The 16,308-nt window shown below is 68.6% G+C and carries 15 protein-coding genes and 1 pseudogene; 9 read left to right on the plus strand and 7 right to left on the minus strand.

Annotated features, from left to right (window positions below; all coding sequences use genetic code 11):
* Positions 1 to 214: 214 nt before the first annotated feature.
* Complete coding sequence (locus AC5677_RS32170) at positions 215 to 2,173, minus strand: AfsR/SARP family transcriptional regulator (RefSeq protein WP_497191387.1); 1,959 nt, start codon at positions 2,171 to 2,173, stop codon at positions 215 to 217.
* A gap of 354 nt (positions 2,174 to 2,527) precedes the next feature.
* Between AC5677_RS32170 and AC5677_RS32175 the strand changes: the two genes are divergently transcribed.
* Positions 2,528 to 3,037, plus strand: a complete 510-nt coding sequence (locus AC5677_RS32175) for a hypothetical protein (RefSeq protein WP_046925110.1) — start codon at positions 2,528 to 2,530, stop codon at positions 3,035 to 3,037.
* Positions 3,038 to 3,332: 295 nt separating this feature from the next.
* Positions 3,333 to 3,752, plus strand: a pseudogene (locus AC5677_RS32180) (alpha/beta hydrolase fold domain-containing protein); the annotation flags it as partial.
* Positions 3,753 to 3,759: 7 nt separating this feature from the next.
* Here AC5677_RS32180 and AC5677_RS32185 read toward each other — a convergent pair.
* On the minus strand, positions 3,760 to 3,906 hold the full coding sequence (locus AC5677_RS32185; RefSeq protein WP_497191388.1) for a hypothetical protein: 147 nt from the start codon (positions 3,904 to 3,906) through the stop codon (positions 3,760 to 3,762).
* 580 nt (positions 3,907 to 4,486) lie between these two features.
* On the minus strand, positions 4,487 to 4,852 hold the full coding sequence (locus AC5677_RS32190) for a hypothetical protein (protein WP_497191389.1): 366 nt from the start codon (positions 4,850 to 4,852) through the stop codon (positions 4,487 to 4,489).
* Between the two features lie 199 nt (positions 4,853 to 5,051).
* Here AC5677_RS32190 and AC5677_RS32195 point away from each other — a divergent pair, with 199 nt between their 5' ends.
* From AC5677_RS32195 to AC5677_RS32215, 5 genes are all read left to right on the plus strand, one after another.
* Complete coding sequence (locus AC5677_RS32195) at positions 5,052 to 6,035, plus strand: IS481 family transposase (protein WP_497191390.1); 984 nt, start codon at positions 5,052 to 5,054, stop codon at positions 6,033 to 6,035.
* Positions 6,036 to 6,239: 204 nt separating this feature from the next.
* Positions 6,240 to 6,974, plus strand: coding sequence for a WXG100-like domain-containing protein (locus tag AC5677_RS32200; RefSeq protein ID WP_497191391.1), 735 nt, complete (start codon positions 6,240 to 6,242; stop codon positions 6,972 to 6,974).
* On the plus strand, positions 6,971 to 7,627 hold the full coding sequence (locus tag AC5677_RS32205; RefSeq protein ID WP_497191392.1) for a NucA/NucB deoxyribonuclease domain-containing protein: 657 nt from the start codon (positions 6,971 to 6,973) through the stop codon (positions 7,625 to 7,627). Before AC5677_RS32200 ends, AC5677_RS32205 begins: the two co-directional genes overlap by 4 nt.
* A 20-nt stretch (positions 7,628 to 7,647) precedes the next feature.
* Positions 7,648 to 8,460 (plus strand): hypothetical protein, encoded by an 813-nt coding sequence (locus AC5677_RS32210; RefSeq protein ID WP_497191393.1) that lies wholly within the window; start codon positions 7,648 to 7,650, stop codon positions 8,458 to 8,460.
* A gap of 6 nt (positions 8,461 to 8,466) precedes the next feature.
* Entirely contained in the window at positions 8,467 to 9,096 is a 630-nt protein-coding gene (locus AC5677_RS32215; RefSeq protein ID WP_497191394.1) for an SMI1/KNR4 family protein, read from the plus strand.
* Between the two features lie 569 nt (positions 9,097 to 9,665).
* Here the strand turns inward: AC5677_RS32215 and AC5677_RS32220 are convergent.
* Both AC5677_RS32220 and AC5677_RS32225 read right to left on the minus strand, forming a co-directional pair.
* A complete protein-coding gene (locus AC5677_RS32220; RefSeq protein WP_497191395.1) occupies positions 9,666 to 10,091 on the minus strand; it encodes a hypothetical protein in 426 nt (141 codons plus the stop codon).
* Positions 10,092 to 10,226: 135 nt separating this feature from the next.
* Positions 10,227 to 10,955, minus strand: coding sequence for a TetR/AcrR family transcriptional regulator (locus AC5677_RS32225; protein ID WP_497191396.1), 729 nt, complete (start codon positions 10,953 to 10,955; stop codon positions 10,227 to 10,229).
* Between the two features lie 123 nt (positions 10,956 to 11,078).
* Here AC5677_RS32225 and AC5677_RS32230 point away from each other — a divergent pair, with 123 nt between their 5' ends.
* Positions 11,079 to 11,786 carry an NAD(P)-dependent oxidoreductase gene (locus tag AC5677_RS32230; protein WP_497191397.1) on the plus strand — a complete coding sequence of 236 codons (708 nt, stop codon included), beginning with the start codon at positions 11,079 to 11,081 and terminating at the stop codon, positions 11,784 to 11,786.
* Between the two features lie 30 nt (positions 11,787 to 11,816).
* Here the strand turns inward: AC5677_RS32230 and AC5677_RS32235 are convergent, their stop codons facing one another.
* Together AC5677_RS32235 and AC5677_RS32240 are read right to left on the minus strand one after the other, a co-directional pair.
* Entirely contained in the window at positions 11,817 to 12,077 is a 261-nt protein-coding gene (locus AC5677_RS32235; RefSeq protein ID WP_497191398.1) for a hypothetical protein, read from the minus strand.
* 209 nt (positions 12,078 to 12,286) lie between these two features.
* Entirely contained in the window at positions 12,287 to 13,543 is a 1,257-nt protein-coding gene (locus AC5677_RS32240; protein WP_497191399.1) for an alpha/beta hydrolase family protein, read from the minus strand.
* A gap of 421 nt (positions 13,544 to 13,964) precedes the next feature.
* On the opposite strand from AC5677_RS32240, the gene AC5677_RS32245 reads away from it, so the two are divergent.
* Positions 13,965 to 16,307: a HAMP domain-containing protein gene (locus AC5677_RS32245; protein ID WP_497191400.1), complete on the plus strand. Its 2,343-nt coding sequence runs from the start codon at positions 13,965 to 13,967 to the stop codon at positions 16,305 to 16,307.
* Position 16,308: the final 1 nt, after the last annotated feature.

The raw sequence follows: 16,308 nt of genomic DNA on the forward strand, positions 1-16,308 counted from the left end.
CCGTCCCTCATGCCACACACCACACGTTTCTCGAACGAGCGTCACCCTGTCCACGGGCTCTGACAATGCGCTCTGCCGGATGGGTAGACCCGACCGTGCAGTGCAAGCCACCCGGCATGCAAGGTTGGCGAATGGCGGATCACCCCCAGCAGGGGCGAAGCGGGCGACGGCAGCCAGGGCGGGAACGAGGGGGTTACCGCAAGGCGCTGCGGCGTCAGCAGGGAGACACCCGGTGCTCCCGGTGCCGGGCGATGTGGGCGATCAGACGCCGTGCCGCCTGGTCCCGAGCGTGCTGCGGCTCCTCCGCCGCGACTCGCTGTACGGCGTAGATGCGCACCATCTCCGGCCGCACATAGTGCCCTTGGGCATGTTCCTCGAGGAGGTGGGCGTCGCACAGCTCGGCAAGGTGACGGTGAGTGCGTTCGGTGTCCTGGCCGGCCAGCACGCCGGCTTCCTGGAGCTCAACACACGGGCCGGGGTGCAGACCGAGCAAGCGGAAGAGGCGGGCGGCGCCGCTCGACAGGGCACGGTAGCTGAGATAGAGGCAGGTCTCCATGGCCAAATCGGCGTCGTGCGCGGACAGCTCCTGCAGCCGGCGGCGCTCATCGGCCAGCTTCTTCGACCAGCACTCCAATGACCACTCCGGGTGCGCCATCAGCCGGGCCGCGGCGATCCGCAGCGCCAGCGGCAGCCGGTCGCACCGCTCGACGAGCTCCCGGGCTGCCCCTGAGTCCGTCTCGACACGCTGCCACCCCAGTGCATTGCCCAGCAACTGCAGAGCTTCCTCCGACGTGAGAGGCCCCACCCTCACCAGTGCGGCGCCGTCCCGCACCACCAGTCCGCTCAGCCGCCGTCGGCTGGTCACCACCGCCAGACAGCCCGGCGTCACGGGCAGGAGGGGGCGCACCTGGTCGGGGGTGCCGGCGTTGTCCAGCAGAACGAGCAGCCGGCGGCCGGCGAGCAGGGAACGGTAGAGCGCCGCCGCCTCCGTCACCGACTCAGGGATCTCCGCTTCCGGGACGTCCAGGGCCCGCAGAAACGCCGTCAGTACGGTGCCGGGCCGCATCGGGGGCCGCTCGAACCCGCGTAGGTCCGCGAAGAGTTGTCCGTCGGGGAACTCTGCCTTGCGGCGGTGCGCCCACTGCACCGCGAGGGTGGTCTTGCCGGTCCCGCCCGCGCCGGCGAGCACCACGCACGCCGGCTGCGGCACCCGCTCGAGATGCTGGTCCAGCAGCGTAAGTTCCCGGTCGCGGCCGCAGAAATCTCCGACGACAGGCGGAAGTTGGGCGATCCTGGGCGGGCGACCCGGCCGCTGGGAGGGGTCGTACGGAGCGACGTACGGTCCCGCACCCGGCCCCGGGGACGCCGGCTCCCCATGGGGCCGCGGGGCCGGCGGTCCCGCATACGCCGGTGCGGCCGGTGCCGGCCGCCGCGCCGCGGACTTCGGGCGGCCGGAGGCGGTCGGCGCGGGGCTGTGGCTGCCTCCGAGGACCGCCAGGTAGGCCTCGCTGAGTGCCGGGCCGGGGTCGATGCCCAGCTGGTCCTTCAGGTGGCGGCGGACCCGGTGGTAGTGGTCAAGGGCCTCGGCCTGCCGACCGCTCGCCTGCAGGGCCCGCATCAGCAGCGCGGCAAGCTCCTCGTGCAGCGGATGCTCCACGATCCACCCGGTCAACTCCGTGACCACGTCTCCGTATCGGCCGAGCAGCATCAGCCGCCTGCCGAGCTCCTGCAGCGCGGCCAGCCGCCCCTGCGACAGGCCGAAGCCCAACGTCCGGCGCACTCGCTCACCGGGCACATCCGCAAGCGCCTCGCCCCGCCACAGCCCCAGGGCCTGACGCAGCATCACAACGGCCGCCCAGGGCTCGGCGTCCCGGGCTCCTGCGACCAGGCTCCGGAAGCGGTGCACGTCCACCGAGCCAGGATCGGCGAGCAGTACGTACCCCTGCCCCCGCGTGGCCAGTTCGGCTTGGCCCGCCAACAGTTGCCGCAGCCGGTGCATATGGTTGTGGACCACGCCCCGCGCCCGGGCCGGCGGATCCCCGTCCCACGCCAGGTCGATCAGCCGGTTCACCGGGACGGCCTGGTTGACCTCGCTGATCAACACCGCGGCCACGGTACGTATGCGGCCCACCCCCAGAGCCAGTGGCAGGCCCTGGTCAGTCTCGATCGCCACCGGCCCTAGGAGCCGCAACTGAACCATCGTGCCCTCTCGTGTGTACCGCCGAACGGGGCGCGCCGTGAACGCCCTTGCCCAATAAAGACCATAAATCCAGACCGGAGGGTGACAGCCCCCGCTGTCGTTTCGCTATGCGGACACGTCCTGTGTGTTCGCACGCAGCGGGAACGGGGCAGACGGGGGCAATGGCGGCCCAGCGGTCGGCAATGGACCGCATGAGCGCGATGTGAGCCATTCATGAGCGGCACGGCCGAGTCTGGTGTCCGTGCCGGAGCTGCGGCTCTTCCGCAGCTCCGGGCTGCTCTCCGTTCCTGCGGAGAGGACGAAGCCCCCCACTGATCGAGGAGAAGCATGTCCACTTCGGGTGTCCTGAGGAAGAGCGTGGTAGCGGTGGCTCTGGGTGCCGCGCTCACCGTTGCGGGTGCCGCCTTCCCGGCAACCGCGATGGCCGCTCCCGCAGCCGCCACGGCGGCGGCGGGCGATTCGCCGGTCGACGTCGGTGCCAACGCCAACCTGAACTTCAACGTCGACGTGCTCGGCATCGCCAACAAGATAGAGGCGTCGATCAAGACGGCCCAGAACCGCGAAGGCTTCGTCAAGAACCTGGAGGAGTCCGCGTTCTACGCCGCCGGCGGTCAGTACAACGTCATGGTCATGAACCTCAGCCAGGGTTACGAGGACCACTTCAACGGTGTGAAGGCCTACGGCTCCGCCACCTACGACGGCGTCATCTACGGGATCTGGGTCTTCGAGGACGGCGAGTTCACGAACCTCGGCGACGGCGGATACATCAACTGGGCCTTCCGCGGCTGGTTCGACCGCCCGAACAACGGCGGCTATGTGAAGTTCTCCCGCCCCTGACCCCTCAGCGGCCGCACTGACCGGCCACAGACGGCCGGGGACGGCCCCGCGATACCCCTGGCGGACCGTCCCCGGTCCGGGGCGCCCTCGATCACTCCCCCCGGAGGGCGCCCCACCACGGCCACCTTCTGTGATGCGTTTTCGGTCGCAGCAGGGCGCCAGCGTCGACCGGGGCGACGCGCCGGTCAAGCGGGGACGGAGAGCGGAGAGGACGGGTAGCGCGAAAGCGGAGTGACGCAGCTCACCAGGAAACGGTGGCAGGGTGTTGTCGCTGACAGCTGCGACCGTCGACGGCATGACGATCATCGATGAGGACTGCCTCGCCGAGACCCTGGCATTCAACGAGCAATTCGAAGCTACTGCCGCGAGCCGTCCAACCCGCGAGCAGGCACCGGACGCCACCGTGCTGGCGCGCCTGCGGCGCAACCGCCTCGGTGGCCACACGCCGCCGGTGAGACTGGCGCACGGCCAAGACCACGTCGTTGCAGGGGGAGTGAGAGTCCGGGCGTTCGTGCCAGACCACGTCGACGGCGTGTACCTGCACATGCACGGAGGTGGCTGGGCGTTCGGTTCTGCGGGCGGGCAGGACGAGAAGCTGTGGCAGCTTGCCGCGCAGGCACGGCTGGCCGTCGTGAGCGTGGACTACCGCCTGGCACCGGAGCACCCGTTCCCCGCCGGGCCCGACGACTGCGAAGCGGCAGCCCGGTGGCTGGTACTGGTCTTCACATAGTCGTCCAGCCCAGCCGGCTGGGGGCCCAGCCGAGGTGGGCGTCGTAGGCAGTGCCCGGGGCCTTGAGGGAGCGCAGTGCGTCGGCGTGGACGGCCGGGCCGAGCAGTCCGGCGCCGATGAGCCAGATGGTGTACGGCACTGGGGAGAAGCCCTTCCCAGGAGCCTCACCGCGCGAGGAATGCCAGGTAAGAACCGACGGGGAAGGCTGTTGGCGTTGCGTATACCCGCTGAGCTGCTGGGGGGGACGTGGCACCGTCTGACGCAGTCGGCAAGTGGGTGCCCGAGGAAGGCAGAGCCCTGACACGCATGCTCACCCTGCTGCATCTGGAGTGGGGCGTCGGCCTGGGCCGGGTGCGCATCATCAGTCCCTTCCGCGACGTGGTCTTCGGATGCGGACGGGCCGTACTAGACATGCGCCTGGAGGACCACGTCCCTGCGGGTAATGACGCGGAACCGTCCACACCATGCAGGGCAAGAAGTCGGACGTCGTCATCCTGGTGTGGGGGACGCATCCGCGCCACGGTGCCCACGCCCGTGCCTGGCAGTCGGGACACCAGATCTGCTGAATGTGGCAGTGAGACGCGCCCGACGTCGACTCCTAGATATCGGGAACCAGGACAGCTGGCGCAAGGAACCCCACTTCGAACTGCTCGCCGAAACGGACCGCCTGCCACGTCGGGCATGGCCGACGAGTGCGAGCGGAGCCAGGACGGACTGATTCACACGACCGAGCAGGCCTGCATCAGCCGGCCGAGGCCCTGCTGACGTTGCGGTCGGACGCTGCGCCATGAAGCCTGGGTAACCGTGTTTCTGGCGCCCACAGAGGTTGGCTTGGGCAGGCAACTCCTCCGGTTCCTGCGTGCCTGCCAGGCGTCGAGGGCGCACTGGATGGTTCCTCTGGAACCGTCGATGAAGAGGGAGGGCAAGATGTCGCTGAGGCATTCTGCTCCGCACTGCTGAATCAGCGACGAGGCCCCCAGAACGTCTACCAGTTCCCGGATCCGATATTCGAGTCCCAGCTCGCGCTCCACCCGGGACTGGGGGGAGCTCAGCTCCGTGGCCTCGGTCTGCGGCGGCTGCAGCACCTGACTCCTCATCCGGTCGGGTATCCGTTCAGGTCGCGGAAGTAGAGCGCTATGTGGCCTGATTTCGCTGTCGAGGACAACGTTGCCGTTTAGCACAGCTGTATTGATCACGAGCGTTGTTAACGGTCGCTGAGCTTGATCATGGCGAAGACCTCCGGTGTGGTGGAGGTGTCTAGGACTACACCGTACGGAGGTCTTCGTGTCCCACCGTAACGCCCGGCTGACCGTCTTCGGCAGGCGGCTGCTGGTCGAACGTGTCCGCTCCGGCCGCCCTGTGGCTCATGTGGCGGCTGAAATGGGCGTATCCCGGCCCACCGCGCACAAGTGGGTCCGACGCTGGCGAGCCGAAGGCGAGGCGGGCCTGCACGACCGCTCCAGCAGACCTCGCACCACCCCGCACCGCACAGGGTCCGAGACCGAAGCCCGCGTCTGCGAACTGCGGCAGAGCCGCAAGCTGGGACCTGCCCGCATCGGACCGGTCCTGGGCCTGCCGGCTTCCACCGTGCACCGCATCCTCACGCGCCACGGACTGCACCGCCTGGCCTGGCTGGACCGGCCCACCGGCCGGCCGGTAAGGCGTTACGAGCGGGCCCGGCCGGGCGAGCTGGTCCACGTCGACATCAAGAAGCTGGGCAACATCCCCGACGGAGGCGGATGGCGCACGGTCGGCAGAGAAACCGGCGACCGCAACCGCCAGGCCACCACCGACCAGCGCAGAAGCTGTAAACCGGTGATCGGCTACAGCTACATCCACTCCGCCGTCGACGACCACTCCCGCCTGGCCTACAGCGAAGTCCTCACCGACGAACGCAAAGAGACCGCCGCAGGCTTCTGGCAGCGGGCCCATGCCTTCTTCACCGCCCACGACATCACCGTCGAACGGGTCCTGACCGACAACGGCCCCTGCTACAAGTCCAGGCACTTCACCCGCACCCTCACCGCCGCGGGCATCGCCCACAAACGCATCCGCCCCTACCGCCCACAGACCAACGGCAAGGTCGAACGCTTCAACCGCACCCTGCTCGACGAATGGGCATACCTACAGCCCTACACCAGCAACACCCAACGCACCGAAGCCCTGACAGACTTCCTCCACACCTACAACCACCACCGATGCCACACCGCACTGGACGGGAAACCACCCATCAGCCGCGTGAACAACGCTGCGGGTCAATACATCTAGCGGCTGGCCTGCGAGCTCGCCGCTTGGCGGAGGGGAGCTCGATGTGTGGTCCACCAGGCCTGTCTCTGCTTCATCTAGTCCGGGTGTCCAGTTAGCAGCTGCCCCACCTCCCCCAACAACTGACGCATCGACAGCTTGTACTAATCTTGCCGGGTCGTTTGCAGGTGAGGTGCTTCAGTCTCACGTGACTTCTGGGGGGTGGGCATGGCGATCGAGCTGCCCGGCGAACTGATTTGGGTCATGGACCTGTTGGGTTTGAACTGGCCCGCAGTCAACGAGGACAGCGTCAGAGAGTACGCAGGACATGTCCGCGCCTTCGCAAGTGACATCGATTCCGCCCATGATCAAGCTAGCGCGACGATCCGGCGTATGGGCCAGGCTTACCAGGCTCCCTCGTACGACAAGCTCGTCGAGACCTGGGATCGGATGTCCTCCTCACACATGACCGAGCTGGTCGGGGCATGTGGTGTGGTGGCGATCGCCTTGGACGTCGCGGCCGACATGATCGTGGCGGCCAAGACGGCCGTTCTGGTGGAGCTGGGTGTGGTCGCCGCTCAATTGGCGGCCGCTGCTGCAGCAGCGGTGGCGACTCTCGGTGCAGCGGCTGCTGCAGAAGCGGCACTGATTCAGGTCTCCAAGAAGATCGTCAATGAGATCCTGGAGCGGCTGGAACAGGAAATAATCGCCCATCTCGTAGAGAAGGCCATCACTCCCCTCGAGGAAGTAGTCGAACGAGCGCTGCGCGGACTGGTCTTCAAGGGCATTGAGAAGGCAGTTGAGTCGGCATCAGCTGCAGCCGGCGCAAATGCGGGTCGGGGTTTCTCCGTGCATCCTGAGGAATTGCTCAAGTGTGCGGCTGAACTCCGGGGTCATGCAGATGAAGTCGTCGGCCACGCGAAGAAGTTCACAACTGCCAGCGCGGGGGTATCGTTCAGTTGAGTAATCCGATAGCGAAGGCGCTGGAAGACGCGGCGCAACGGGTCGGCAAGCAATTGAGTAAGGATGCCGCCAGAGCCGTGAGCGATATGTACCGTCAGGCAGGTCGTGGCGCTCAGAAGGTTGTCAAGAACATCAACGATGCCGATGATCGAATGGCTCGGGAACTGGTCGAGCTCGCCAACAATGTCGCAAAGAACGACGGCTTGACCGGCAAGGGGTCGAAGCGGCGTTTGATGAATCAGGCCGATTCAAGGAGCCGGATCAATCAACGCCTGGGGGCTCAGTCGGATTACGACGTCGAGGTGGTGCTCGACTCGAAGAAATACCCGGAGTCTGCGCAGCACATCCAGGAAGCCCAGTCCGGCACCCACTGGACCGGGGGCCGATCTCAGCCGAGTGCGCCTCACCCTGACATCCTGACGATCGACAGGTCTGGCGCAGACGACAATCGCGAGGACTCCCTACGAGCGATCCCGACACGCAGTGGATCAGACCGTGACGAGTATCCGCCGGCGATGTACGCGGAGGGCGGCACGGGAGCGAGTGTGAAATACATCTCTCCCAAGGATAACCAGGGGTCCGGGTCCGCGATGGGCCGCCATGCCGTCAGCGGCCTACCCGACGGGACCAGAGTTAAGATCTCCGTACGCTAGTTGAGAAGGGGAGCGATCGTGTGAATTCCGCTGAGCGATTGATCTCGTGGGCTCGGCAGGGGAACTTCGTGGAGGCGCTACCCCGGCTGCTCGAGATTGCGCAGCGTCCGGGAGGAGCGCGAGGACCCGTCTGGGAAGCGGCTGCCGCATCGATTCAGATCATGTTCTGTTTGGACCGTTTCGCCGAGGCGGCTGACCTGGCCGAGTCCCTGATCTCTCTGGATGCGCCGGCTGGCAAGGAGTTGTGCAATCAGGACATGCCGTTCGACTCGGCTTTCCTGGCTGCAGAGGTGCATGCCGCCGCCGCGGCAGCTCCTCGTATGGCCGCAGCGGCGGCACACGTTCCCGACGGCCGTGTGCTCGGAGAGCGTCTCCGGTGGCTGTGCGACCAGCTTGAGCGACGCCCGGTGGAGGAGCTGCTGCCGGGGCGTCTCAAGCCCTGGGGTAGCCCAGCGCAGTCCCTGGACGGCGTGATCGGTGCGCACCTGTTGGAACGCGATTACAGGGATCTGGCCTCCCATGAGAAGCGAGTCGTCTGGCAGGCATTGGCGGCCGCCAATGACTTTCCTCGCGCACATGCCCTGGCCGAGGCGACCGGCGAGACCCCTGAGCAGTTTCCCCTGTGCGTATGGATGGCAGGATGGTATGCGAACCAGGGTGAGATCGAGCGTGGTGAGGAGATGCTGCTGACGGCCCACGGCCGCTGGTGGCCGTACGCGAAATGGGATGCGCTGCCGCACGAGATCGTTCTGCAACCCACCCTTCGCCTGGTTGCCACTGACCGGGTGCGGGAGCACTATCTGACCCGACCCATCGGCCCGGAAGCGGAGTGATACGGCATGACCGAGAGCGCACTGGAGCAACTGCTGGGCCGCGCCCGCGGCCCCATGGGACCCTCAGTGGATCTGGACTTCGGGGTGGAAGCCGGTCCGCTCGCGGAGCTCGGCGGGGTCATCTCCAGAATCAACGGCTTCTTCCTCTTCAACGCTGGCGTCCAGGTCTTCCGAGTGGGTGAGAAGGGTCTGGGGCCCGACATGCTTACGTGGAATTCAGAGAGCACGTGGAAGGACACCTACGACGGCCTGGCCGATGATGTCTTCTGCTTCGGGCAGGACATTTTCGGGACCCAGTTCGGCATTGTCGGCGGTGAGGAGGTCGTCGCCTTCGATCCGGAGACGGCACGCATTACCTCGTTGGGCACCAGCCTCGAGCAGTGGGCGCAATGGTTGCTGGATGACCCCGATGTGAATGGTGCGGCCAGCTTTGCTCATGCATTTCAGCAAGAGAACGACGCCCTCGACCCTGGAGAGCGGCTTGTCCCGTACGAGTTCTTCATTGCCGGCGGTGGCTACGACTTCGACAACTTCGCGATCCACGACGCGGTGACCGCGATGCGAATCCGCGGTCCGATCGCTCAGAAGGTCCATGATCTTCCCGATGGCGCGACAATCCGCATCTCCGCCGGCTGACCGTAGGAGGTTCGGTCGGGCCGTTTCGGCGATCCCGGCCCCCGGACCGTGTAGTAGCCGGACAAGCCGGCAGGTTTCGATGCGAACTGCAGGCAGGGGATCACGTGGCGTCGTCGCTCAGCGCGAGCGGTCCTCTGCCTTGAAGCGGACCGTGGCCGAATCCCGCGCCGACACCACGGCGGGCGGTAGCGCGGTGATACCGGAGCCTGACAGAGCGTGCCAAGCCGGGGCTCCCGGACCTGATCTCGCTCCGAGCCCCGTCCTCTTCTCGCGAGGCGACGATTGCAGGCCCCGAGACGATCGTGGCCGTCGCCGCCACGCCTCGTAATGCCACAGCAAAGCGCGAGATCCCCTCGCACGGGAGCCGGCCGGGGATTCCCGGTCCGTGCGACAAGGCCCTTGCGTGAGAGAAGTCGTGGTCCGGTGCCTAGCGGAGCTGCAGCTCCCCACGCATCACTGGTGTGTACGTACGGTCCAAGTCCCCATCGGACACAGAATCAGAATGTTGACCACGAAATGCTGGTTGGGGGCGATCCCGACCAGCATTTTGCGTTGTCCGGGCCGATAGGTCATGGCCGGTAGGTGATACGGAGCCCGAGCGCCCGGTGAAGACGGTTCTGCTGCCCTTCCTCGACGCTACGCAGCGTATCCAGGCTGTCTCCGGCCGCGTCGACCGGCTCGTTGATCCGCTCGCGGGAGGGGACGCGGCGCTCGGGTGGGCTCGGCCGGGCCGCGGCGTGCCGCGACGGGCTTCGGTTTCGGCGATACATCGGGAGGGTTGCGCCGTGGGGCATGCGCGGACGGGTAAGGGATCCCGTCGGCCGTGAGCCCTTCGGTGACGGCGACGATTCTGTGGTGCGTTCACCCGTGCTCGTCCCGCCGAAGGCGGACATGGTCAAGTCGTGAGCTTCGCTGTTGGGGTCGATCCGCCCACCGGCCTCGGGGACCCACAGCTCGGCGCCGTAGTGCACGAAGAGGGGGAACGTGGCCGCCACGCCGGCGCCCGCGGGCAGGCCGTCCCGGCCGCAGCGCAGCGCACGCCGAAGCTGCCGCTACCCGGACCGCTCCGCCGCTCCATGGTGATCTTCGGCTGCGCAATCTTGCATGCGCCGAGCTGCAGCCCCGAGGCTTCAGCTTCGGGGCGGGATGCCCAACGAGCGTACGAGCTGGGTCACTTCCTCCCGGAAGAGCTTGTCCGGGCTGGTCGTCTGGGTGCGCAGGTGGCCGTAGACCTCCAGTGACACCAGGCCGTGCAGGCGCCCCCAGAGGCGGAGGGCGAGCGCGACGGCGGCGGGCGGCAGGTCGGGGAAGTCCGTGCGGACCTTGTCCACGAGCCCGGCGTCGAAGTCGGACCACTCGAACGCGCTGCTCTCATGGAGGTGTTCGGCGTGCGGCCAGGCGGCCGCCGCGAGCGCCGTCAGCCCTGCGCAGACCCGGTGGGCAGCCTCGGGGGCGGCGCCTCCGTGGGGGGTGTGGTAGCCGGGAACGGGATCTCCGTAGACGAGGCGGAAGCCCTCGGGGTTGGCCAGGGCCCAGCTCCGGAAGGCGTCGGCCCAGCGCTGGATGCGGGTGGCCGGGCCCTCGGCGGAGGTGGTCTCCCATGCGGTGTCCACGGCGTCGGCCAGCTGGGTGTACACGTCGTTGATGAGCGCGGTGACCAGGTCGTCGCGGGTGGCGAAGTAGCCGTAGATGGCATTGGCCGTCATGCCCATCTCGCGGGCGATGGCCCGCAGGGTGATGGCGTCGGGCCCACCCGAGGCCATCAACTTCAGCGCCACGTCCTTGATTTCGGCCGTCGTCTCGGCCCGCAGCCGCTCGCGTCGCCCTTGGTTTCCTGTCCTGCTCGCTGTACCTGCCACCCCGGCACTCTACAGCGTCACCATCATTGATGGTCGTATAGAGACTTCACGGCGTATAGTTACCGCACGGCGTAACCGATCTTGCTGGTTACGGCCTCATATCCGCATGAACAGGGGAGAACCATGCACATCGGAGTCGTCGGAGCCACGGGAACCATCGGCAGCCGGGTCGTTACCGAGGCCCTCGACCGGGGGCATCACGTCAGGGCCTTCAGCCGTGACGCGTCGCGGCCGCAGGCCGACGAGAAGCGGAAGAACATCACCTGGGCGAGCGTCGATGTCCTGGACGCGGCGAGCATCATGGCCGTGCTGCCCGGCCTCGACGTGCTCATCAGCGCCTACCAGCCGGGCAATGCCGCCAAGGACTTCGAGGACACCGTCCGGCGTTCGATCGCCGACCCAACCGTCCACTCCACCGTGGTGCGGGCCCTGCTGAAGGCGCTGGAGAGCCACCCGCGGACCCGGCTGATCGTGGTCGGCGGCGCGGGCAGCCTGGAGGTCGAGCCCGGACTGGTGCTCGCCGACTCGGACGAGCGCATGCACGAGACCCTCGACCAGCTGGGGCTGCCCCGCGCCTACGCGGCGGCGGCGCGCGGCGCCCGCGACGGCTTGAACGTCCTGCGCACCTCGAACCGTCTGTGGACCTACTTCAGCCCCGCCGAGGAGATCGCCCCCGGCGAGCGCACCGGCCGCTTCCGCATCGGCGGCGACCAGGCGGTCCGCGACGCGGAGGGACGCAGCCGCGTCTCGGCGGAGGACGCGGCGGTCGCCCTGGTCGACGAGGTCGAGCTGCCGCGGTTCGTGCAGCGGCGCTTCACGATCGGATACTGACGGGTCGCGCTGCCCAGAGGCCCCGGCCCGTCACCCGTCACGGGTACGGGGAAGGGGACGGGGGCCCGGGGCCTTCGTCCGGGCAGTGCCGTTCGTCGGCACCCGGCCGCGTTCGCCGTCCTCGCCGATGACGTCCTCGGAGGCGATGGTGCCCTGGAGGTACTTGGCGGCCCACCACCGCCACTCCGTCGCCGGCGACGCCGGAACCTCCGGCGGTACGGCGGCGATGTCCAGCAGCTCGGCCGCCCGGCCCGCGGCGGCCTTCGCCACAGCCGACAGCTCCGCCTTCATCCGCGGTTGGTGAGTGCCCCACGGAGTGTGTTGCAGCAACATCGTGATATCAGCTCGACGCGGCAACTGCCGACGACGGTCCGTTGATGAGGTCGGCAGTGAGATCCGCCGCGGCTGGGGGTTTTCGGCAGGTAATCGCGCGGCGCGCCCGTACGGTCGGCCAGTCGGTCGGCCGGTCGGCCAGTCGGTCGATCGGTCGATCGGTCGGTTCAGCGTACGAAGGCGATCTCCGGGTAGTGGCGGGACGGACCGTCGAGCAGGCTGCTGTGCTGGTGGCGCAGTTCCTTGTCGAAGAAGGCCGCGAGATAGGTGCGTTGGATCTCGATGGCGCGGTCGGGGGTGATCGTGCCGAACATCTGGACGAGCTGGGTGGGGGACAGTCCGAGCGGGCCGGCCATCTGGGGCCAGAGAGCCTCGTAGTCCATGAAGGAGAGGTGCTCGGAGCCGCGCAGTTTCAGGTCGAAGCGCTCGCCGTGCAGGTGTTTCCAGAAGGTGGCCCAGCTCCCGTCGCTGTTGCGGTTGTGGTTCTGGGAGCTGAACAGCAGGAAGGGCCGGTTGAGATCGCGGGTCTTCGCCGGGCCGAAGAACTGGCCGTCCAGGTTCGCACCGGCGTGGATCCGGTGGTCCACATGCATGGCCTCCGGCACGACCGCTCCGCCAAGGGAAGCGCCGAACATTCCTATGCGGTCCATGTCGACCGCGTGGGACAGCCCGTGGGGGAGCGGCGCGTGGTCCACGTCCGGGTTGTGGCCACGGTCGATGGCGGCCAGCTGGTCGATGACGAAGCGGGTGTCCGCGGCCCGGGCGGCGATCACGCGCGACGCAGGGATGCCCGGCGGCATCGTGGCCACCTCCAGCCGGCCGCCGGGGAACTGCACTTCGCTGTCATCGTGGGTGTCATCGAGGGTGACGACCAGATAGCCGCGGCTGGCCAGGTCCTGGGCGAGCGCGGTGCCCGTCGCACGGTCCGAGCCCCGCCCGGTCGAGTACAGCACCACCGGCAATTTGCCGGCCTTGGGGTCCACCTGGGCGCCGGTGTGGCCGGCGGTGGTGGGCAGGGTGACTGCGTTCGGCGGCAGTCCTCGGACGGCCAGGAAGTGCGCGGCGGCGGCGGGCTCCAAGTAAGGCGCGGCGGTGTGGCCGGCGGTGTGCGTGGCCGGGTACCAGAGCGAGACCATCAGCTCGCGTGGCCGGCGGTCCGGCGTCCACGGGTCCGTGCGCTTCGTGTCGAGCAGGTGGAGGTTGACCGTGCCGACCCGATAGCGCCCGGTCGGGGCGGGGAGGGTCAGCGCACCCGGGGCGTCCGCCGTGTCCAGGGGCGCCTCCTTGGCGGTGGGCGCCGCAGCGGGCTTCCCGGCGGCGGCGGCCTGCCCGATCCCGGCGCCCAGGACGACGGCAAGTGCTCCCGTGGTACCGGCGACCCGGTCGCGGAACCGGCTGCGGGGCTTTCTCCGTGCGTGTTTCATGGGCAGCCCTCTCCATGATGGCGATCGCAAATATGACCGGCGAATAGCGGCACATCGTAGCGGTGTTCGGGACCGGATTTCGCCGCGGCCGCCACAACGCCCGCTGTGTGTACGGGCAGTTGTCGCCCGCGAGCAATCGGTGATGTGAGCGGTGCTTCGGCCCCACGTCCTACGGCCCCGCGTCCTGCCTCCGTTTGAGGCGGGAGGAGTCCAAGCGGCCGCGCCTCGGCGTGGGTTGGGCGCAGCGGTTGCACCTGCACTCGTATGCGGGAACGAGACGCGAACGATTTTGTGTTTTTATCGTGAGAGGACTTGCTCGTACTGCGAGTTTCTCCATGGATTCCCTTGTGCCGAGAGGACGCCTGCCCTGCACCCGGTTGCCCGCGCGCCCCGTCGACACCGCACCCGACGCCGCGCCGACATGCCCCTCCTCGGAGGCGTCCGCCCACCGATCGCCGCACTGCTCTGCACGCTGCTGGCGGTCGCCGCGTTCTCCGCGCTCGGTCTCGGCACCGTTCACGAACGGGACGTACCCCAGGCGTTGAGCGACGCGGAACGCCAGATCGCCGCCGATACCGCCCTCTCGGTCGCCACCTCCGTCAACGCCAGGGCCACTGCACTGCGCCACTCCGCGGCGTCGGTCACGCCCCCCGCCGGCAGCACTCCGGCACAGGTGATGAAGTCCCTTATGCCGGACCGGACTTCAGCCGGACGTTCCGTGCAGGGCGGTGTGCTGCTCGCACCGAACACCGGCAAGCGGCTCGCGGCCGACGGCGAGCCGGTGCCGCTGACCGATGTGGACGTGACCGCCCTGGCGCGGACCGGAGACCTCGCGCCCCAGCTGGTCACCTCGGGGAACGCCGGTCCCCGGCTGCTGTTCTTCGCCCGGGTGGCCATGCCGGCTCCACGGCACAACACGGACGAGAATGCCGACCAGGCGCGGGACCTGGGCGAGGGACAGGGAAGTGACGAGCGCACATTCCTGCTGGTCGTCTCCGAGAAGCTCGTCGCGCCCCAGGTGTACGGGGACGGGCGCACCGGTCAACTGGTCGGCCGGAACGGAAAAGTGCTCGCCACCGCTACCGCCGGCGGCCCGGTCCGGGCGGCCGGTGCCGGCGACCATGCCGTGCTTGCCGCGGTGGAGCGCGCGGCGAACGCCGTTCCCCGCACCACCGACGCTGCCGGAAGCCTGCTCGGTGACAGCCACGGCGGGTTGCGCCGGGTCGCGGGCTGGGCAGCGGTCGCTGCGGCAGACGGGAAGGATGTCGCCTCCGGCCTGGGGCTGACGATCCTCACGTTCAGGGACGTGCCTCCGACGAAGGGCGGCCCCGACTACACCCGGTTCGCGATCGTGGCCGCCGGCGCGCTGCTGATGATTGCCGTGCTGGTCACCGTGGCGTTGTGGGGCACCGTGCAGCGTCCGCTGCTACGGCTCCACCTGTCGGCCGCGCGATTGGCCAAGGGCGCATCGGAGACCCCCGAGGCGCGACAGGAGCTGGCACGGCCGGTGCCGGTTGCCGCCTTCGGCGAGCTGGGCAGGGCCGGCCGGGCACTGGAGTCGATACGTCGCCAACTGCTGGGTGAGACGGGACCGGAGCCTGCGCCGCCGGTGCGCCGACGCCCCGGTGTCCGGTCCGTGGCTCTCGTCTGCGTGCTGCTGATCGCCACCTGGGGGGTGCCGATGCTGTTCCTGATACACCGTGTGCAGGCCGGCAAGGCCGTACCGGCCGCCGTCGTCGCCGACCAGCAGTCACGCACCGAGGCCGCCGCCGACCGGGTGCGGCAGATCCTGGGGCAGAGCTACACCGATCTCCGGGAGGTGGCGGCGGCCGCCTCCGGGCAGTCGCGGGAGCGGACGACGGACGCGTTGCGGCGTGCGCTCGCCGGCCATCCCAAGTACCGCTCGCTGTACGTACTGGACCGCACCGGTGCCATCCTGACGCGGGTGGGACAGGAGCCGCTGCGCACGCTCGTCCATGCGCCGACCGGCAGCGGAATCACCCGGGTCAATACGGAGGGCAGGATCCCCGCGATCGCCGCCTATGCCCAGATCCCGTCGGCCAAGGACGCCAAGGGTGCCAAGGACGCAGCCCCGGCCGTGATCTTCGCCGAGATCGATGTGAACGCGCTGAACAGCCCGCTGTCCCGGCCCGGGCTCGGCAGGCTCTGGCTCACCGACGAACACCGCCGGGTGCTCGCGGCAAGCGTCGGCTTCCAGGCCTTCGAGCCGCTGCCCAGCCAGGGCTTCACCCGCCTGGTGGCCCGGACCGAGGCGGCGCCTGGGAGTGTGGGCAGCCCGGTGTCGGCCGTACTGCGTGCGGAAACCACGCCGGGTGCCGGCCCGTCCGTCGCGGCCGCCGCGCCGCTGGCGCGGACGGGGCCCGCCGCCGGACTCGGCTGGCGGGTGGTCTCGGCGGAGCCCGCCGCGGCGCTCAAGCTGACGGCCTATCAGGTCCAGTCGCGCACCATGCTGGCCGGGCTGCTCTCCCTGGCCGCGGGCATCGCCTGCCTGGGCTGGCTGCACATCGTGGTGGTCAGGCCGCTACGTGCCCTTGCCGGATGCGCGGAGCGGCTGGCCGCCGGCGATCGTCGCACGGTGCTGTACCCGGTCCACCACGACGAGTGCGGCTCGGTGACCCGCAGCCTGGAACTGCTCCGGCAGGCGCTCGCGGACCGGGGCCGTGGCGGTGGAGCCGAACCGGCCTCCGTCCCGCCCCAGTCGTCCCGATACGGAAGTGTCCCGGGATCGCAAAGGATCAACTGAC

This window comes from Streptomyces sp. JLSY215, from assembly GCF_059682825.1.